The organism is Bacteriovorax sp. BAL6_X (genome assembly GCF_000443995.1).
GTDB lineage: Bacteria > Bdellovibrionota > Bacteriovoracia > Bacteriovoracales > Bacteriovoracaceae > Halobacteriovorax_A.
On the sequence record NZ_AUMC01000010.1, the window covers coordinates 207,997 to 228,407 of the forward strand.

Genomic DNA, 20,411 nt, shown 5'->3' on the forward strand with positions numbered 1-20,411 from the left:
GTGAGAAAATTTGAAGCAGATTCTTTAGATGAGGCATTAGCGAATATTAAGGCCGAGCTAGGACCTGACGCAATTATTCTTAAGACACAGACTAATAAAGGAATTAAAGGCGCTTTTAAAAAGAAGAAAATTGAAATCACTGCTGCAATTTCTGAAAAAAACTACACTAAGAAGGCCAAGGTTGATAACGTTCTTAATCCGGAACAAAAAGATTCATTTTATAAAAACAACTCATCTTATATTGCAAATATGATAAATTCACACGATCAAAATACTAATGGACAAGCACAAACTAACTCACTAAATGGATATGGAAGTTTAGGCCTTAACCGAAAGGTGAGTGCTGTTGAAGAAAACTCTTCTCAAGCAAACTCTGGACTTGATGATTTTCTAAATTCTATTGATCGTGAAGAAGTAAAAAAAGCCGCTGCAAATGCTGAGTCTGAACACTTTAATGATTTTTTAAATGGGGACTTCTCTCTTGAAGAAGAAATTCAGGAAGAAGTTATTGTTGAAAGACCACAGGTTCAACATGCAAGATCAGTTCAGTCTCAACCTCTTCATGAAACACGTGCAAATAGTGAAGAAGTAAGTGAGTTAATGGAAACTCAAAGAAATAAAATTGATGAGCTTGAAAAGAAAATATTTGAATTAAGCCAAAGTGTTCAGGTGATGACTAAACCTCAGGCCCTTGGTGTTAAAGAGATGGTAACAATCTTTAGAAGCTTAGATATCGAAGAAAGATATATTCAAAAGGTTGTACGTAAGGCAAATTTTGAATTATCTGATGAAGAAAAAGAAAACCCAGATACAGTTTTCGAATTTGCACTAAAAGAAATGATGGGGGAAGTAAGAACGGCAATGCCACTTTTTTCTTCTGTTGATAATGAAGAGTCTAAAACTGTAACAGTTCTTATTTCTGATGCTTCATGTGGTCAGAGCTCTATGCTAACAAAGCTTTCTGCTCTTAAGCAGGACTCTGTAATTATTAGAAATAAGGCCAACACAGGATTTAAAGATAATACTTCTTTTTCTGAAAAGTTTTTTAATGTTGAATCAAATATCTGTGAATCAATTTCTGAAATCGTTGCTCAAACAAGAAAATCAATAGAAACAAAGAAAAATGTTTTTATCGACTACAAGGCAACAAACCAAGAAATCAATGAAATCAAGAAGTTCGTTGATGGATTAAGACGTAGTTTTGAAAATGTGGAAGTTTTAATCTGTCTATCGGGAATCAATACAGAGTTGTATAATAGAAAAGTACTAAATCGTTATGCAAATATTGCAAATGGTTTAGTGGTAACACACTTAGATCAATGCTTGAATTATGGGTCACTCTTTAATCTTGCAATTGACTTTAACTCGTTACCTTATAAGTTTTTTGGAACGGGTGAGATTGTTCCTGATGACCTAGAAGCTGCAACCGCCGAAAGGATTTTGGCCGGTATTTTTAAGCTGTAGCTTTTTTTGTTATTAGATTAAATTTTTAAGTTTTGTTTAGGAGACAGGATGTCCAGAAACGATCTTTCAACATGGTTGTTGTCACACCGTAGTGATGATAGCTGCGAATTGAATGTTAAAACCCCTCTTAATTACCTTAATGAAGAATGTGAAATTATTGCAGTTGGATCAGGTAAAGGCGGTGTAGGGAAGACCACTACTGCTTTAATGATTGCCAACGAACTTAGTACTAAAGGCAAGAAGGTTCTTTTAATCGATTGCGATTATAACCTTTCAAATACTGCCGTTAAATTAGGACTACCTCTAAACGATAATTTTTACTCCCTTCTTTCACTAGAAAAATCATTTGATGAATGTCTATACAAACTTGGAAATATACACCTTCTAAGTGGTTGTAATGGTAATAGTGATTTATTCGATACTAGCTTTGAGCACGATAAATTTATTATCGATATTATTGCGGCACATAGAAGTGAATATGATCACGTGATTCTAGATTGTCCAGCTGGCGTCAACAAAGAGACGATAAATCTACAGGCGTACGCTGATTATCGTTTTATGGTTGTTAATCCTGACCGTTCTTCTATCACTGATACATACGCCTTAATTAAAATTCTAAATCAAAAATATCAAATTAAAAATAATCACCTCATTGTGAATAGAGTTGATTCAAATCAACAGTATCGAAAAGTAGTGAAATCTCTAGTGGATACTGTTGCTAGCTTTATGCAAGCGAACCTAAGTGTATTAGGAGGTGTGAAGAATTTAGAAATTCCATCTGACAAATTTGATCACGCTCTTTTGAAAACGGAAAAGAATTCCCTTTCGAAATATTACACTAATATCATTAATAAATTTACCGACGAGGACAGTACTAGTCGAGTCGCGCCTGCGTTGCTGAAGGGATTCAGTCGTGCTGGTAGTAACCCACAGCAACTAGCTTAATCAAGGAGTGAGAGAGATGTCATCGTTGGCCAAAAAGTTAAAGAATTTAAAAGATTATAGATCAACTGTAGATCCAAAAGTAAAAGATGAGATCGTAGTAGAATACGCTCCATTAATTAAGTATATTGCACAAAAAATTGCATCACGCCTACCATCAAATATTGAATTAGATGATCTAATTTCATGTGGTGTTATTGGACTAATGGATGCAATTGAAAAATTTGATCCTTCACGTGATAATAAATTTAAAACTTATGCAGAATTTAGAATTAGAGGAGCAATCTTAGATGAACTTCGTTCTCAAGACTGGGTACCTCGTTCTGTAAGAGAGAAGGCAAAGTTAATTGATCGTGCATATTCAAAGTTGGAATCTGAACTTGGCCGTCCAGCAACTGATGATGAAATGTGTAAAGAACTAGAGTGTTCTAAAGAAGAATTTCACACGATGCTAAATAAAGCAAAATCAGTCTCTATCCTTAACATTGATGACTCAGCGACATTTAATCGCAATGATAAGCGTGCAATGGCCGGACTAAATGAAGACAGTAAAGCAATGAATCCATTTACTGCTGTTTCAAATAAAAACTTCAGAGACAAAATTAAAGAGGGAATCGAACAACTTCCAGAAAAGCAGAGACTTGTTCTTTCTCTATACTACTACGAAGACTTAAACCTTAAGGAAATTGGTCAGGTACTAGATGTAACGGAGTCACGTGTTTCTCAATTACATACTCAAGCTGTAATGAAGCTTAAAGCTAAGCTGCAAAATATGTTTGAAGGTTATGAAGAACTAGTTAGTTAATCAAAATTTAAAACGAAAAAACATACTTTTTTACTCAGGCCCTTTAATATAAAGGGCCTTTGTTTGCCTATAAAATAAATTAATTAAGTCTTTAAAATTCAATTAAAAAATTGCATAATAAATGTAGAAATTTCTTACGTTCACAGGATGTGAAGGACCGTTAACATATGGAAGTGATTTTCCGATTCCGACATTTAGGAGACCTATAATGAAGCTTCGTTTCAGTAAGCCGTTGTTTATCTATTTCTCTGTTTCTCTTATTCTAACGACAGCACTTATTTCCTACGGGGTTTGGTCCTTTTGGAAGAATGGCCCTGCTAATTTTGATCGTATGACAATGGTGTACGAATCAACTTCTAAGTTTGAAGAAGTGAAAAATTCTAATACCCTTGAAGGTATTAAAGAGTTAGTAAGAGTTGATCGTACAAAAGAGGCAACTTCTGAATTTGAAAAATTTCAAAATTCTATTACAGAACTAAATGAAATCGTAAATATTACTGAATATGAGACTCTTAGTAATAATTTCTCTGATCTTAGAAAAAAGTTAGATGACATAACAACTTCTGCAAATAAATCAACACTTATTAATGTTCTTAGAACGAAGATGATTGGTTTCCAAAATTTTGTTGTCCATAATCAGTGGAGAACGCTAACAAGAATTTCGAATAAAATTAAAACGAAAATATCTGTTGGAACAACTAAGAGTTCTAATTTTTATAGTTACGGAAATTTAAAACGTCTACATGCATCGATAGCAGGTGATGTGGACTATATGGAAAAGGTAACAATGAGATCAGTTCTTTCGGATGAAGATAAGAACCTTATTGTTGTTCGTCTTGGAACTTTAAGAACAGAATTAAATCTTTTAGAAAAGTCTCTTAATACACTTCGTGATTTTGATAGCATTTGGAAAACTACAAATAAGAGCTATCTTGCGTGGAGTGAGAAATTTGGTCCAAAACTGACTTATCAAAAGATTGAATTAAATCAAACTTCACAAACAACTCTTTATGGACTTGTCGCAATTATTGGAATTCTAGTGACAATCTTTGCTGGTGGACTTTTTATGTTTGCTTACTCTGAAAAAAGAGCAAAGAAAATGCTTGAAGCAACTTCGCTAGATCTTATAAAGGATGGAGTAATACCAGTGAAAGCTTCACTCAAAGGGGAGTGGTCACATCCATTTAAAGAAGAGATTGAAAAATATCGTGGTTATATCCACAAGAGAATGAGTTTTGGTTCAATTTTTCAAGATGCAATGCCTTTCTCATCACTACTTCTAGATTCAAATCTAAATGCTGTTTGGGCCAACTCTTTATTTTATGAACACTGGAGTATCGATAGCGCTAAAAAAGATATGAGCATAACTTGGGATTATTTAAGTACATTTACAAATCTCGGTGAAAACGATCCGGTTATAAGTGCTGTGAGAGATGGTGTAGCAGGCATCTATCAGATTCAAGTTAAAACAGAAAATGACAAAGAAGCTGCTCCTTTCGAAATGTATGTTTCGCCAGTTGAGTACGCAGATCAAAAACGTATTATGGTTATCTTTTATCCATTAAGAAGTTTAGAGGAAACATTATCTAATCAGATGAAGTCGGTAGTTTCTCCTGTTTGGAAATCTCTCGATGCGCTTATTGATGATAAATTTAATGGTGATTTTAGAGAGAAGCTACAGCAAGACTTTTCTGCAGCAGGAATTGATAATGTATATGAGAAATTCACAAAGGTTAATGACCATTTCTTAATGCAGAAAGCTTCATTCTTAAAAGAAATTGAGCTTCTAGAAAATAATTTATTTGAACAATACAAGATTATTGATGACGTTAGAATTATTTTTGAAGGTCAAAAAGATTTACAAAAAGATGCGATTAATAAATTTAAAATTGCAAAAGATAAAATTGTATCAGTTGTCGAAATGAGAGCTAAGTTTGAAGAAATGAATCGATATATGATCGAAATGACAAACCGCTTATTTGATGAAGAAATTGAATTAGCAACACGATCAGGTGAGATTGTTGAAATTATTAATGAGAATAAAGCAGCTTATGCAGGGCTTGTAAGATCACGTGATCAATTTAAATCATTAAAGTCACAGGTTGAGCTATTTAGAGCAAGAAGTTCTCAAATTATTGATCAAATCCAACGTGGAGTAGCTAGTGATGTAACAGTAGGGAAGTTCGCTGGTGAGCTTAAAGAATTTAATTCAACACTAGGAAGTTTTTCAAAAGTTTCAACACAGCTAGATGTTGGCCTATCTAAGGTTCAAATTATTATGGATAGTAAAGAAGTACCAGATGTTGGTACTATTAAAGATACTTTCAAAGCAATTAGAAGTGAAATTAATGATGTGGCCACTCAAACTCAACATCTTTCACGATTTGCTCAAGAGGAAGATGAAGAACTTATCTCTTCTCTTCGAGGGCTGTATGGCAGTTTCCAAAATCTTCGTAGCCAAAATGGCGAGATAGAGCATACTGTTGCAGATAGTAATCCAATATTGTAAAAAAAGGCTCCTTATTGGAGCCTTTTTTATTTCTATAAATCAAAGTGATCTAAAAACATATTTAAATTCAAATCTTCAGGCTGACCTGAGTTATCGATGACAGTATCAGCAAGCTTTGCTTTTTCCTCGATATCTATTTGTTTTGCTAGAATTTTACAGGCCAAGTCTTTTTCAATACCATCACGGGCCATTAGGCGCTCAACTTGCTTTGCACGTGAGCAATAAACTACGACCTTGTGATCAATGAAAGAATCGAGATTCTTTTCAAATAAAAGAGGAACGTCGTAGATCACAACTTTTGGAGAGCCGAGATCTTTAAAAGCTTTTAAGAAAGCTTCGGGAAGCTGACGATAGATTAGGCTTTCGATATCATTTTGGATTTGTATGTCTTGAAAAAAATATTCCCGTAGTAGCTTAAAGTTAATTGTGCTATCTACTTCGATAACACGTGGGTAGTAACTCTGTAGGTGCTCAAGAGACTCTTGTGTTTTATATACTTCTTTGACAAGTAAATCTGCATCAATAATAGGGAAGCCTTTTTCATGTAATATCTTTGATACAGTTGACTTTCCTGTAGCGATTCCACCAGTTAGTCCAACAACAGGACAAGGCATTTGATAAAGACGCTTATCTTTTTTTAGAGTGATAAATTCTTTTTTTAGCTTAATAGATGATGCTTTCATAACTAGTTGCTTTTTTCGATTTCTTTAACGCGAGACCAGAGAGTTTCAAGTTCGTCCTGAGAGCTTTCACGAATGATAATGCCTTCTTCTCTGGCAATGTCTTCAAGCTGATTAAATCGCCTTTTAAATTTTAAGTTTGCTTCTCGCAATGTAACTTCAGGATCAAGATCAAGATGTCTTGCAAGTTGTGCAACTGAAAATAAAAGGTCTCCCATTTCTTCTTGGACTCTTTCTTTATTGAGCTCGCGCCCTGGAGTGAGTTCTTCTTTTAGCTCCTGCCACTCCTCTTCAACTTTATACATTACTTGCGTGTAATCTTCCCAGTCAAAGTTTATTTTATTCGTTTTCTTTCCAATTTTTGCAGCACTTGTAAGGGCCGGAAAAGAGAGGAGTTCATTACAGATTTCATATTTCTTAAGGCTTTCTTCGTTTGCTTTTTCGGCCTTTTTTATTTCTTCCCAACGTTGCTTAATTTCTGCAACATCTTTGGCCTTGTTATTAGTAAACACATGGGGATGGCGTCTTACCATTTTATCAGCGATGGTTTTGGCAACAGAGTTAAGATCAAACTTAGATACTTCACTTGCTAATTGAGAGTGAAGAACAACTTGTAGAAGAACGTCACCTAATTCGTCTTCCATTTTCTTGTAGTTACCGTCTTCCACTGCATGCATGAACTCATAAGATTCTTCCATTAAATACTTTAAAAGGGATTTGTGAGTTTGCTCTAGATCCCATGGACAACCATCTTTAGGATCTCTTAACTTTGCAACAACTTCTCTTAATCTTTCCATTTCGCTTAGTGACATAACTTTGCCTTGATAATATAATCTATGTAACCTAAGACAGAATAATACACCCTTAAAAAGAGATTGGAAATAATGGCCCATAGCGCAACTATTCAAGTGAACAAATCAAGACTTATTGTTAACTTAGCTGACAATTCTAGAAGTGATTGGGGACTTAAAGCCTGTGAAAATATGCTAAAAGACTCACTTGTTGTCATAAGTAATTTTCTTTACTCAAAGAACACTTGTTTAGATAAAAAAGTTCATGAAGAGATTGAAGTGGATCTTCATTTTTGTGGGGATTCTCGCATGAAGCAAATTAATCGCGATCATCGAGGTAAGAATAAAACAACAGATGTTCTATCTTTTCCTATGTATGAGAGCTTACGTCCAGACAGTACGGATTTCGTTCTTCCTGGGCCAGTAATGCTTGGTGATATAATCATTAGTCGAAATGTAGCAGCAAAACAAGCTAGAGAGTTTGATCTAGAACTTGAGCAAGAAGTTATTCACTTATTTTGTCACGGACTTCTTCATTTGTTAGGATATGATCACGAAATCTCGCAAGAGGAAGAAGAAATTATGGAAGCTCTTGAAAAAGAGATTCTAACTAAAATTAAAAAATCTAGGCAAAAGAAATAGGAAAGTAGAAATGGAAGAAAGTACTCGCATAGCCCTTGGTGAGAAAAAGTCACTGATGGTAAGTTACGATGATAAGCTTGCTAGTTTAAGGAGGTCACTTTGATGTTGACCAAAAGTCAGCACGCATAAGTGAAATTCAAGATATGGAGGCCATGCCTGGCTTCTGGGACGACAATCAGAACGCTGCCAAAGTTCAAAAAGAAAAAAACCTTTTAGAAGATGTCGTTAATACTTATACAAAATTAAAAGACTTATATGATGAATTCGAAATTTTAATAGAGTACGCAGCTGAAGGGGATGAAGACTCTACAACTGGGGCGATTGAGATTGCTGATGAATTTGTCGATGAATTTAATAAAGCAGAACTGAAGGTTCTTCTTTCCGATGATGCCGATTCAAATAATGCTATTGTTAGTATCAATGCTGGTGCCGGTGGAACAGAATCATGTGACTGGGCCAGTATGCTCTTTAGGATGGTTAATCGTTGGGCCGAACACAAGAACTTTAAAGTTCAAGTTCTTGATGTACAAGATGGTGATAGTGCTGGAATTAAATCTGCTACGATGCTAATTGAAGGTAATTACGCCTACGGAAATTTAAAGTCTGAAACAGGTGTTCATCGCCTTGTTCGTATTTCTCCATTCGATTCGGCCAATCGTCGCCATACTTCGTTTGCTTCAATATTTGTCTCTCCAGAAGTGGATGATGATATTGAAATTGAAGTTGCTGATAAAGATATTCGAATTGATGTTTATCGCTCAGGTGGAGCTGGAGGACAGTCGGTTAACACTACTGATTCTGCCGTTAGAATTACACACTTTCCTACAGGTCTAGTTGTTACCTGTCAGAATGAAAGATCACAGTTACAAAATAAAATTCAAGCAATGAAAGTTCTTAAGTCTCGTTTATACGAGTTAGAACTAGAGAAGCAAAGAGCAGCAGCTGCTGAAGAAGAAGCTAATAAGAAAGAAATTGGATGGGGAGCACAGATTCGCTCTTATGTTCTACACCCTTATAAAATGGTTAAGGACCACAGAACTAATTTCGAATCATCACAAGCTGAAAAAGTTTTGGATGGTGATATTGATGGCTTTATGGATGCTTACTTAAGATGGTCAGTTGATGGGATGAAGGAAGAGTAAATTGAGTTTTTTCTATCTGTTTAAAGATTTTCAATTACTTTTTTTTCGAGATCGATCGTCACGCTACTTTATAGCTGCCACAATATTAGGCTTAATGTTTTCATTAGCAGTCATTCTTTGTAGTTTAGCACTAATGGATGGCTTTGGAGTTACCCTTAAAAAATCGCTAAATGCAGGAAGTGGTGAAATTATTCTTACTGCCACAAATGGATTTTTTGAATTAAACGAAAACGAACAAAAAGACCTTAATAATTTTCCAATAGAAACAAAGATACCAATGCTTCGTACCCAATCGTTTGTTAATAAAGACGAGAAGGGAAAGGCTGTCTTTGTCGTTGGTGTTAATAAACAAATTAATCAACTAGATAATGGACTTGTTGAACCGAAAGAAAATGAAGTTATTATCGGTGATCTTCTTGCTCAGGATTTAAAAGTTAAAATTGGTGATACTCTTAAGTTTAGTTTCTCTGCGGGGAAATTAGGTGAACGTTATTTACCAACAAATGCAGTCTTAAAAATCAAAGATATAAAAACCTTTAAGATTCATGAGTACCGCAGTCGTTTTGTTTATGTGAATTTAAAAAAAATTCAAACTCTTCTTGGGGTTAAGGATCGAATCAATTTAATGAGTCTAAGGCTAAGGCCTGAATATCGTAGCTTAGCTAAGATTAATGAAGTCGTAGCCGATATGAAGAGTGTCTTCTATTATGAATACAGCATCGCTCCGTATTGGAGTGACTTTGCAACTTTTCTTAAGGCCGTCGAATTTGAAAAGTACATGATCTCAATTGTCTTTTCAATTGTGGTTGTTTTGGCCATTTTCAATTGTCTTGCTTTTATTATTTTCTCTAAGGAAAGACGCTCTCAAGAAATATTCTTACTCTATGCAATTGGACTATCTCCAAAAAAGTTTAGAACACTATGGCTAGTTCAAAATATTGGGATCTGGCTTCTTGCTTTTATAGGCTCGCTTATTTGTGTTGAAATATTTGACTATCTTTTAGGGACGCTTGATATTTTCTCTCTTCCAACAGATGTCTACCACTTAAACCGTATTGAGCTATTCTTATCATTAAGAGATATTTTTATTGTTGGATTTATTTCATTTATCTTTATTATATTTTTAACTTTTATAGTTCTTAAAAGACTAGATTCAAAATCAATGGCCCAAGGTTTAAGAGAGGAGTTTTCGTAAATGGCAGTTTTAAGTGTATCGAATGTTTACAAAGACTTTGGAAACTCACATATCCTAAAGGGTGTTGATCTCGAATTATCTCAGGGTGAACAATGTGTTATTAAAGGTTCATCTGGTTGTGGTAAGTCGACTCTTTTGTATTTGATAGGTGGCCTAGAAAATATTACTTCCGGTCAAATTACTGTCGATAACTTAAATATTGGCCAAATGAATGATGCGAAGCTAGCAAATTATCGCAACTCCAAAATAGGATTTGTTTTCCAATTTCACTTTTTACTCTCATCTCTTACTTGCCTGGAAAATATTTTACTTCCAGCACGTCTTGGAGGACATGATGTGTCAAATGTGAAGAAGTATATTCATTCGCTGGCCAAGACTCTAGGCGTAGCTGAATGTCTTAAGCGCTATCCTTATGAAATCTCAGGCGGTCAACAGCAGCGTATTAACCTAATTCGTGCGCTATCATTGCGTCCTAAGCTACTACTGTGCGACGAGCCAACAGGTAATCTTGACTCAAAGAACTCAAAAATTGTGGCCGACTTGATTTTTGAGCTATCTCGAGAGCTTGGTACAACTCTTCTTGTAGTTACTCATGATGAGGAGATGTCTCGAAAGTTTAGTCGTATTCATACGATGATTGATGGGGTTCTGCATTAAATTATCATTTTTTTGTGCAGGATGTTCGTTTTTCTTTTTGTAACTTTGTAAGATTATTGATATTTTTTTACTCAAGTATTTTTTGTCTGCACACACACATGACAAGATCGCTGGATCACGGAGACTAGATGATTAACTCTTTGAAGAGTTTTATATATATAATTGTTTTTTCAATTACCTTAAATATTCATGCAAGTGAAATTGGACCACGTGTACGTTTATTTAAAATCTCAAGTGTTGAAGTTCAAGGTTTGAAGAAAGTAGAGAAGGAAGCTGTACTCGATAAGTTACGTTCTCGTGCGGGCCTTACTCTAACGAATGAAACACTCTTTGATGATATCAAAACAATATATAACCTAAAATATTTCGAATCAGTAGAAGCACATCAAGATGGCAACAAGCTAATTTTTAAAGTTATTGAAAAGCCTATTATCGCTAAGATTGTATTTAGAGGTAATGATGAAGTTGATAAAGACGATTTGAGCGAAGGCCTTAAAACAAGAGAGTATTCAATTCTTGATGTTAACTCGATTCAAGCCGATGTTCGCCAAATGGAGAAAACTTATGAAGAGAAAGGCTTCTACCTAGCAAATGTTTCGTATGAAATTAGACAAGTTGATAAAGAGAATGTTCATCTTGTTTACAATATTAGTGAATACGATAAGGTTCGAGTTAAAAAGGTTACGTTTCTAGGGTTAACTGCTTTTGCTGAAGAAGAAGTTAAGTCGATTATGGAAACAAGAGAGGAGAGTCTTTTCTCATTCCTTTCAGGTTCAGGAAATTTCAAAGAACTTAATTTCAAGACAGATATCGAAAGAATTAAATACTTCTATTCAACGAAGGGTTACCTACAAGTTAATGTAGCAGTTCCTGAGGTTACAGTTTCTGAAGATAAGAAATGGGTTTTCATTACTGTTAAAATTAAGGAAGGTCCAAAATTTGATGTACGTGATGTGTACTTTCAAGGTGAACTTCTTTTTACAGAAGATGAGTTAAGAGAGAAGACTAAGCTTAAGGCCGGAGAAGTTTACTCCGAAGAATTACTTAGAAAAGATATCCAAACTTTAACTGAGTCATATCAAGACTTAGGTTATGCATTTGCCAACGTCATTAGAAATATCCAATTAGTTCCAGGTGAGAATAGAGTTGATATCCAATACTCATTTGAAAAAGGGAAGCTCGCTAAATTTGGTCGTATCTCGGTAACAGGAAATACAAAAACTCGAGACAAGGTCATCCGTCGTGAACTTAAGATTCATGAAGGTGGAAAGTATTCTGGTTCAGGGCTACGTGAGTCGAAAGAAAACGTAAATCGCCTAGGTTTCTTTGAGCCAGGAAGTGTTATTTTCAATACGGTCTCTTCTCCTGGGCAAGATGATGTTCTTGATGTTGAAATTAGTGTTAAAGAGAAGAGTACAGGACAAATCTCATTAGGTGCTGGTTATTCAACTGCCACAGGTGGTTTCTTCCAAGCTTCGATTTCTCAAAATAACTTTAGAGGTTTAGGACAGCAACTATCGTTTTCAACTAATATCGCAAAAGAACAGCAAAATTTCTCTCTTTCATTTACTGAACCATATTTTATGGATTCGAAATGGACTCTCGGAGGTGAGGTCTTTAGAACTGTTGATACTCAGCTAGACTCATATGACTATAAGAAGCATGGTTTTGCTGCTCGTATTGGTTACCCAATCTTCGATTATACAAGACTTTATACAACTTATAAACTTGAAGAAACTGAGTTAACAGATATTAAAGATCCAACAGTTGATGAAAATGAAGATGGTGTAACATCTTCAGTGCGCCTTGCTGTTGTAAAAGATAAGAGAAATAACCGTTTTGAACCTACAGATGGATACTACTGGAACCTTGCAACTGAGTACGCTGGTTTAGGTGGTGATAAAAAGTGGTGGAAAAATGAAATTGATTTACGCTACTTTTATCCTGTATGGAAAGAGCTAGTGTTTAGAAGTCGTTTCTACACGGGGAAAATTGAAGAAAAGCAAGGAATTCCAGTTCCTAGAAATGAAAAATTCTCTCTTGGTGGTGCTAGAAACTTACGTGGTTACGATATCGAAGATATTGGGCCAAAAGAGTCTGTGACATATGATCACGATAATGACCCAGGGACTCCTGATAAAACAGAGTCATTTAATATTGGTGCTCCATTTACAGCTTTTACAACTTTTGAGCTTGAGCACCCTCTTGCAAAAGAAGCGGGTCTTAAATTTGTAACATTCTTCGATGCTGGTACAGCAAAGAGAATAGAAGATATCGATAAGATATATATGGATTATGGTTTTGGTTTCCGTTGGTTCTCACCAATTGGTGTTTTAAGATTTGAGTGGGGGGTTCCTATTAACCCAGACCCAGATATGAATGACGGTACGAAATTCCACTTTGATATTGGACAATTATTCTAATTCGTAAGGAGACGATATGAAAAATTTATTAGTGATTGGATTACTTTTCTCTTCATTAGCTGCATCGGCAATGAATATTGGTCGTGTTGATGTTCAAAAAGTTCTATTAACAGTGAAAGAATCTAAAAAAATCAAAGATAAGCTGCAAAAAGAAATTGATAAGAAGCAGGCTGAGCTTAAGAAAGAAGAAGAAACTCTAGTAAAAGAAAAAGAGAAGTTTGAAAAACAAGCTCTTGTTATGAATGAAAAAACTAAGCAACAAAAAGGTCAAGAACTACAAAAGAAGTTCTTTGGTTTCCAGCAGAAGATGCAACAGTACCAAGGTGAGCTTGCTAAGATGGAACAAACTGCAAAGGGACCAATTTTAAATAAAATTAAAGGTGTTGTAGAAGAAGTATCAAAAAGCAAAGGTCTAGATTGGACTTATGAAACTTCAACAACTCCAATTCTTTACATCAAAAAAGTAACTGACATTACTGAAGATGTAATTAAAGCTTACGATAAAAAACATAAGTAATTTGCTAATAAAAAAAGACTCATGAAGGGAATACATAGGTATTCCCTTTTGTCGTTTTAAAGGAGGGGATAAAATGTCCATTCTGATTAAAAATATTATCGAAAACGATAGCGATATGAGTTTTCTATCTGGAAATTCTGATTACGAAGTGACGGGAATTTCTTCGATGGAAGAGATTATTGAAGGAAGAATACTCTTTATTGGTGCTAAGAAGTTCTTGAGGAAGTATCAAGAGGCCAAAGCTAGCGATAACCTTGCATTAATTGTCGATGCAAAACTCTTTGACTCTCTAGAAGATTCATTGAAAAAGGAACTTGAAGAGAATTCAAAGGTATTAGTCTCTTCAACGAATATTCCTATCTCAATTACAAAAGCATCAAAAATATTTTTCGACGATAAACTTGGTTCACTTAGCTATGATCTAGATGGCCGAAAAAGTGGCATGGCCACAATCCATCCTTCTGTAAAAATAGCTGAGAATACTTTTATTGGGGAAGGTGTCGAAATTGCTGCTGATTGCACTATCATGCCAGGTTGTGTGATTTTACCAAATGTTCAAATTGCCGAAAATTGTACAATTTATCCTAACGTGACAATTTATCCTCAAACTGTCATTGGAAAGAATTGTCGAATCCACTCTGGTACGACTATAGGTAGTGATGGATTCGGTTATAACTTTTATCAAGGTGTTCATCATAAGATTTGGCACTTCGGTGGAGTTGTAATTGGTGATGATGTTGAAATTGGTTCAAATTCTAGTATTGACCAGGGAACATTTTCACCAACACGTATTGGAAGTGGCGCTAAAATTGATAATCAAGTGCAGGTCGCACATAACGTTCAAATTGGTAATGGAGTTATTCTCTGTGGGCAAGTCGGACTTGGTGGCAGCACAAAGATTGGAGACTACGCTGTTCTTGGTGGAAAGGCCGCTGTCGCTGACAACTTAGAAGTCGGGATGGCCGCTCAACTTGCAGGAGGCAGTATCGCTATTGGAAACGTGAAGCCGAAGGAAGTCGTTGGTGGATATCCGGCAAGACCTATGCGTGAATTTTTACGAGGAATTGCTTTTTTACGAAAGAATATTTAACGGAAGGTAACGTATGCAATTAAACAAAGAACAAGTAATGCAAATTCTCCCTCATCGCGAACCATTTTTATTCGTGGATGAGATTACAAGTGTAGAAGCAGTAGGGGAAGTTAATGAGTTAAAAGATCTCGTTGGCGCAGTTGTAAAAGGAAATTATACAACTCGTGAAGATCACCCAATCTTTGCAGGACACTTTCCTGGAAACCCGATTCTTCCTGGTGTTGTTCAGGTCGAAATGATGGCACAATTTACTTCATTTCAATTAAAGCTTTATTACAAAAATTTAGAAGAAGGTGAATTCGAAGTTGCGCTATTATCAATTGAGGGCGCAAAGTTTAGAAAACCAGTTCACCCTGGTATGAAATTAGATATTGAAACTGTATGTACAAAAATGCGTACTGGTTTCTTACAAAACGATTGCAAAATCTTTCACGAAGGTGACCTAGTAAGCCAGTGTCAGGTTCTTGCATCTTTTAAAGTAAAAGAAAATTAAGAAGGAGCCTCCATGAGCGAGAGATTTCACCCAACTGCAATTATTCACGAGTCTGCTGAAATTGGAGAAGGAACAACTGTTGGTGCATACTGTATCATCGGCCCAAAAGTTAAAATTGGAAAAAATTGTGACATTCGCAATCACGTAATAATTAATGGTATTACAAGAATTGGTGATAATAATAAAATCTATCAATTCTGTTCAATTGGTGAAGAACCACAAGACTTAACTTATAGTGAAGATCCAACAGAAGTTGAGATCGGTGATAATAATGTTCTTCGTGAGTATGTATCAATTCACAGAGGGACAATGAAGGATCGTCAAAAAACGACTCTTGGTAATAACTGTCTTCTGATGGCAAAAGTTCACTTAGGTCATGATGTTGTTGTTGGTGATCGTGTTATCATGGCAAACTCAACAAATCTTGCAGGTCACGTAAAAGTTGGTAATAAAGTTATCATCGGTGGTGGAACTAATATTTCTCAATTTGTAAAAGTTGCAGAAGGTGCTTATATCGGTGGTGCTTCAGCTATTGATAAAGATATTCCTCTTTATTGTACGGCCTATGGTAACCGCGCAAAGCTTCGTGGAATCAATATCATCGGTCTTCGTCGTGCTGGGGTTGAAAGAAATGCAATTTCTGAAATTGTTGATTTCTTCCGTGATATGGAAGCTTCAACATACTCGCCACGTACATTCGTTGAAACTGAAGAGCTAATGAAGCCATATGCAAATAATGAAATTATCGCGCGCATTAAAGAGCATATTGTAACGACTAAAATGGGTATTGCGCCATTTTTAAGCTAATAGGAATTAATTATGTCTAAAGTAAAAGTTGCTTCAATTGGTTATGGACACTTAGGTCAATGGCATGCTCAAAAAGCATATAACTTAGATAATTGTGAGTTAATTGCAATTGTTGAACCATTTGCCGCTAACCAAGAGAAAGCAAAAGAAAAATACCCTGACATCAAGATTGTCTCTGATATTAAAGAAGTCATTGAAGATATTGATGCCGCTGTAATTGCAACGCCAACAAGTTTTCACTTCGAAATTGCAAAGTTCTTACTTGAAGAAGGTAAGCATGTTTTTTGTGAGAAACCAGTTACAGTTACAGTAGAAGAGGCAAGAGATCTAAAATCAATTGCTACAAATAAGGGTGTTAAGTTACAAGTTGGACATAGTGAGAGATGCCACCAAGTGTGGGAGCGTCTGGAAGAGTTTAAAGATATTACTGCAAGCTCTAGTGTTGCTACTATTGTTAGAAATTCTCCTTTTAAGGGAAGGGCCGCAGATGTTGGTGTTGTGGAAGACCTTATGATTCACGACCTGGATCTGGCCCTTATGCTTTTTGGAAAACCTAAGAGCATCAGAGCTTATGGGATGAAAGTTCTTACTGATAAGTTTGATCATGTTAAGGCGCTGTTAAGTTATGGCGATCGTCTCGTGACAATTGAGAACTCAAGAAACGATGTAAAGACTGAGAGAAGTGTACAAATAAATTCTGCGAAGGGAATTCTTAGAGTTGACCTATTAAATAATAAAGCTTCTTACTCAACAGATATTAAAGCTGGTGAGGAGCAAATTATTAATGAATTTGATTACGAAAAACGTGATCACTTACTAATCGAACAAGAGCGTTTCTATAACGCCATCTTAAATGACACAAAAGAGTTTGTAACAATTGATGATGGAATTGCTGCAATGGAATTAATTGCTGCCGTTAATGAATCGCTTGAAAAAAATATTGAGGTAGAACTTAATTGAAAAGCTGCTTAATTATTGCTGGTGAAAAATCTGGTGAAGAACATGCAATGACATTCCTTGAGACTCTTTCAAAGGGAGCTCCTGATACTCAATTCTACGGAGTAGGGGGTGAGCTTATGAAAGAGCAAGGAGTTGAGTTACTTTATGATCTTAAAGATTTTTCTACTTGGGGAGTTACAGAGGCAGTTAAGAAAGTTCCTTTTTATTATGGGGCCTATAATCGCATTGTTGATGAAGTAAAGAAGCGCGGAACTAAGGTTGCCATCTTAATTGATTTTCAAACATTCAATCTTAAATTGGCCATGAAGCTTGAAAAGCTTGGGGTCAAGGTTCTTTACTATGTGGCACCTCAAGCCTGGGTTTGGAAAGAGTGGCGTACAAAATACCTTCAGGCTTCTGTTGATACACTCTTTTGCATCCTTCCGTTTGAAAAAAAATGGTTTATGGATCGTGGTGTAAGTAAGGCCATTACAATTGAACACCCGCTACTCAAGAAAACAAAGCCTCTTCTTGAGGGATTTCAAAGACGTGAAGTTGATTTTAAGAATGGAGATTTTAATATACTTCTTCTGCCTGGAAGCCGACGCTTTGAAATTGAATTCATGTTACCTCAGTTTATTAGGGCCTGCCGAAAATTGAAAGAAAATTATAATTTTAGGCTTTCCATTGTTAAGGCCAGCTCGGTTGATGATAAACTATTTTCTCGCTTTGAAGGTGAGTTTGATAGGATTTATGAGGATCGTGAATTAGATACAGCTCTTAAGGAAGCGGACTTTTCATTTGCAACCAGTGGAACTGTAAACCTTTCATTGGCCTTATATCGCATTCCTAGTGTGATTGCGTATGACCTGAATTTGTTCAATATGTTTATTGCGGAAAATATCGTTAAGTATAAGGGCTTTGTTTCAATTCCAAATTTAATTCTTGGTCATGCAGTATATCCGGAATTATTAGGTGAAGGATTTAGTGAATATAATCTTGTTCGTAAGGCCAAGGACTTGTTTGATGACAAAGAACGCTATGGTTTTGTTCTTAGTGAACTTCAGAAACTAAGAGACTTAACAGAAGGTGAGGATATCGAAGTTTCTCAATATCTTCTCGAAAAAATTAAAAGTGCTTATTTATAATGAGGAATCATGAATAATATTAATATAAAACTCATTAACTTTTTTTCTGTGGCCTTAACTCCAATTAGTTTTTTGTGGGAGTGGATTTATCGCTTAAGAAGATTTGCTTTTAAGATGGGTATTTTAAAATCATCATCATTTGAAGTTCCTATCATTAGTATTGGAAACCTCTCTCTTGGTGGAACTGGTAAGACTCCTTTTACTCTTTGGATCGGAAATTATTTAAATGACATTCTAAATAAAAAAACGATGGTCTTAACAAGAGGTTACAAAGGTGAACTTGAGAAATCGAGTGGAATAATTAAAACAGGTAAGAAAATCAGCGAGAATCCTTTTGTCTTTGGTGATGAGGCCCTAGTTTTGAGCCGTAACTTGAAAAATGCAAGTGTTGTTGTAGGTGCAGACCGAAGTGACAATCTAAGAAGATATTATGAGGAAGAAAAGGCCGATGTTGTCCTCCTAGACGATGGCTTTCAACACTTAAAGATCAATCGCAATTTGAATATTGTTCTTTTCGACTCACTACTTCCAATGTCAAAATATCATTGTCCACCAAGAGGATACCTGAGAGAAGGTGTAAGTGCATTAAAAGAAGCTGATATCGTTTTATTCGGTAGGGCCGATCTCGTTAGCGAAGAAAAACTAGAATCTCTAGAGTCATATATTTTAGATAATTGTAAAGCAAATACACCAAGTGGCTTTTTTAAATATGCACCAAGTGCAATTAAGAATCTTCTTCACGAAGAAGATTATGCTTTAACTGACCTAAAGGGCAAAAGTGTAATCTGTGTTTCCGGACTTGCTTCTCCTGAAGCATTCTTAAAATTAGTTAAGCAACTCGATGCAAATATAGTTGACGATTTTAATTTTCCTGACCATCACCTCTATAAAGTTAGTGAGTTAGATGGACTTGTCGAATTAGCACAAGAAAAGGATGCCATCATTCTTACAACTGAGAAAGATATTGTTAAAATGAAGAGGTGCTCAAGTAGTGATAAAATTCACTACCTACAAATTGGTATCGAATTTATAAAAGGCGAACAATTTGTAAAAGATAGAATCAATTCGGTTGTTAGAGGTTAGAGTGAAAAATATTTTTTCTTTAAGTCTTATTGCTTTACTTCTTTTCGGTTGTGCTGGTGCGCTTATGAAAAGTGATAGTGATGATGTGGACCTTGTGGAGATCTTCTCTTCTGAAGAAAGTGAGACCCTTGATAAATTTAAAACTACCGATTCTGAATTGGAAAAACCCACAGCTCCTCCAATTTCTTCTTCTATTGAAGAGAAAAGAATAGGTAGAGTTGAGAAGGCAAAAGAAAAAGTCGTTAAAGCTAAGCCTGTAGTTAAAGAGACTCCAAAGGTAAAAGTAAACCCTCAAGAAAGTGAAGACTATCCGAAAGTTTTTTTAAATTTTGATAAAGAATCACAAAAATATTGGGACTCTTACAGACCTATATTTTTTGAAGGTGAAGAATTTAAGTATGAAATTAGTTGGTCGATCTTTAAGGCGGGGATCGCAACAATCAGTACTCAACCAATGGCAAAAATTGGAGAAAAAGAAGTTCTTCATGTTAATGCGCTCTTAGAATCTGCTGAATATTTTGAAGGAATTTATAAACTTAAAGATACTTTAGACGTGTATGTTGACGCTGATAAGGGGAAGTTTTCTTCTTTAAAATATGAGATGAAGCAACGGGAGTCTGGCCAAATCGTCGATGATCTTCAGCTATTTGATCACGATGAATTAAAGACGTACTTTTTCTATAATCGATTAAAGAAAGGGAAGACTAAGAAAGTAAAAAAGGTTGAATATCTACCGCGTTACTTTACTGATTCTTTTTCGGCCCTTTATTTTATTCGAGGTATTCCTATGAAGATTGGAACAAGTTTTGATTTTCCAATCATTACAAGAGGTAAGGCTTGGCTTCTTAAGGCCACTGTTGATGATATCGAAAATATTACAGTCATGGAGAAGTCGTATAAGGCCTATAAGATTACGGCTCAAACAGAATTCCCTGGTGTATTAAAGAAGTCGGGCGATATTAATTTTTGGATATCAACCGATGAAAGTAGAACTGTACTTAAGTTCTCTGCAAAGGTTAAAATTGGAACAGTTAAAGGGGAGTTAATTTCTCACAAAGCGGGAAAGGATACTGGTAAGTAAAAT

Annotated in this window: 19 protein-coding genes; 17 read left to right on the forward strand and 2 right to left on the reverse strand. The window is 35.5% G+C overall.

Annotation, left to right across the window (positions count from 1 at the left end; all coding sequences use genetic code 11):
• The 4 genes from M902_RS11520 (at position 1) to M902_RS11535 (ending at position 5,720) form a co-directional block, all read left to right on the forward strand.
• Complete coding sequence (locus M902_RS11520) at positions 1-1,464, forward strand: hypothetical protein (protein ID WP_156979830.1); 1,464 nt, start codon at positions 1-3, stop codon at positions 1,462-1,464.
• A 48-nt stretch (positions 1,465-1,512) separates the two neighbouring features.
• On the forward strand, positions 1,513-2,409 hold the full coding sequence (locus M902_RS11525; protein WP_021267957.1) for an AAA family ATPase: 897 nt from the start codon (positions 1,513-1,515) through the stop codon (positions 2,407-2,409).
• Positions 2,410-2,425: 16 nt separating this feature from the next.
• Complete coding sequence (locus tag M902_RS11530) at positions 2,426-3,211, forward strand: FliA/WhiG family RNA polymerase sigma factor (protein WP_021268065.1); 786 nt, start codon at positions 2,426-2,428, stop codon at positions 3,209-3,211.
• Between the two features lie 208 nt (positions 3,212-3,419).
• The gene (locus M902_RS11535) at positions 3,420-5,720 is read left to right on the forward strand and encodes a hypothetical protein (RefSeq protein WP_021268624.1); all 2,301 of its coding nucleotides are present in this window, start codon (positions 3,420-3,422) and stop codon (positions 5,718-5,720) included.
• Positions 5,721-5,752: 32 nt separating this feature from the next.
• On the opposite strand, the gene coaE is transcribed toward M902_RS11535, so the two are convergent.
• Positions 5,753-6,403, reverse strand: a complete 651-nt coding sequence (gene coaE / locus M902_RS11540) for a dephospho-CoA kinase (protein ID WP_021267759.1) — start codon at positions 6,401-6,403, stop codon at positions 5,753-5,755.
• Between the two features lie 2 nt (positions 6,404-6,405).
• Positions 6,406-7,212 carry a nucleoside triphosphate pyrophosphohydrolase gene (mazG, locus tag M902_RS11545; RefSeq protein ID WP_021268635.1) on the reverse strand — a complete coding sequence of 269 codons (807 nt, stop codon included), beginning with the start codon at positions 7,210-7,212 and terminating at the stop codon, positions 6,406-6,408.
• Between the two features lie 72 nt (positions 7,213-7,284).
• On the opposite strand from mazG, the gene ybeY reads away from it, so the two are divergent.
• From ybeY to M902_RS11610, 13 genes are all read left to right on the forward strand, one after another.
• Complete coding sequence (gene ybeY, locus M902_RS11550; RefSeq protein WP_021268453.1) at positions 7,285-7,833, forward strand: rRNA maturation RNase YbeY; 549 nt, start codon at positions 7,285-7,287, stop codon at positions 7,831-7,833.
• A gap of 28 nt (positions 7,834-7,861) precedes the next feature.
• Positions 7,862-8,975 (forward strand): peptide chain release factor 2 gene (gene prfB / locus M902_RS11555; RefSeq protein WP_232215064.1). Its coding sequence is split into 2 segments (ribosomal slippage): positions 7,862-7,933 and positions 7,935-8,975, totalling 1,113 coding nucleotides; the frame shifts between segments, so codons are not numbered across the junction.
• A gap of 1 nt (position 8,976) precedes the next feature.
• The gene (locus M902_RS11560) at positions 8,977-10,170 is read left to right on the forward strand and encodes an FtsX-like permease family protein (protein ID WP_021268295.1); all 1,194 of its coding nucleotides are present in this window, start codon (positions 8,977-8,979) and stop codon (positions 10,168-10,170) included.
• Positions 10,171-10,827, forward strand: coding sequence for an ABC transporter ATP-binding protein (locus M902_RS11565; RefSeq protein ID WP_021268248.1), 657 nt, complete (start codon positions 10,171-10,173; stop codon positions 10,825-10,827). It begins immediately after the preceding gene.
• A 128-nt stretch (positions 10,828-10,955) separates the two neighbouring features.
• On the forward strand, positions 10,956-13,250 hold the full coding sequence (bamA, locus tag M902_RS11570; RefSeq protein WP_021267833.1) for an outer membrane protein assembly factor BamA: 2,295 nt from the start codon (positions 10,956-10,958) through the stop codon (positions 13,248-13,250).
• Positions 13,251-13,266: 16 nt separating this feature from the next.
• The gene (locus M902_RS11575) at positions 13,267-13,767 is read left to right on the forward strand and encodes an OmpH family outer membrane protein (protein WP_021267868.1); all 501 of its coding nucleotides are present in this window, start codon (positions 13,267-13,269) and stop codon (positions 13,765-13,767) included.
• A gap of 73 nt (positions 13,768-13,840) precedes the next feature.
• A complete protein-coding gene (gene lpxD / locus M902_RS16105; RefSeq protein WP_021268557.1) occupies positions 13,841-14,857 on the forward strand; it encodes a UDP-3-O-(3-hydroxymyristoyl)glucosamine N-acyltransferase in 1,017 nt (338 codons plus the stop codon).
• A gap of 13 nt (positions 14,858-14,870) precedes the next feature.
• On the forward strand, positions 14,871-15,350 hold the full coding sequence (locus M902_RS11585; protein WP_021268699.1) for a 3-hydroxyacyl-ACP dehydratase FabZ family protein: 480 nt from the start codon (positions 14,871-14,873) through the stop codon (positions 15,348-15,350).
• A 12-nt stretch (positions 15,351-15,362) separates the two neighbouring features.
• Positions 15,363-16,157: an acyl-ACP--UDP-N-acetylglucosamine O-acyltransferase gene (lpxA, locus tag M902_RS11590; protein WP_021268332.1), complete on the forward strand. Its 795-nt coding sequence runs from the start codon at positions 15,363-15,365 to the stop codon at positions 16,155-16,157.
• A gap of 12 nt (positions 16,158-16,169) precedes the next feature.
• Positions 16,170-17,117, forward strand: coding sequence for a Gfo/Idh/MocA family protein (locus M902_RS11595; RefSeq protein WP_021268146.1), 948 nt, complete (start codon positions 16,170-16,172; stop codon positions 17,115-17,117).
• Positions 17,114-18,244, forward strand: a complete 1,131-nt coding sequence (lpxB, locus tag M902_RS11600; protein WP_021268015.1) for a lipid-A-disaccharide synthase — start codon at positions 17,114-17,116, stop codon at positions 18,242-18,244. The genes M902_RS11595 and lpxB overlap by 4 nt, the downstream gene beginning before the upstream one ends.
• A 9-nt stretch (positions 18,245-18,253) precedes the next feature.
• Positions 18,254-19,327 carry a tetraacyldisaccharide 4'-kinase gene (gene lpxK, locus M902_RS11605; protein ID WP_021268038.1) on the forward strand — a complete coding sequence of 358 codons (1,074 nt, stop codon included), beginning with the start codon at positions 18,254-18,256 and terminating at the stop codon, positions 19,325-19,327.
• Position 19,328: 1 nt separating this feature from the next.
• Entirely contained in the window at positions 19,329-20,408 is a 1,080-nt protein-coding gene (locus tag M902_RS11610; RefSeq protein WP_021268421.1) for a DUF3108 domain-containing protein, read from the forward strand.
• The last annotated feature ends 3 nt before the right edge of the window (positions 20,409-20,411 follow it).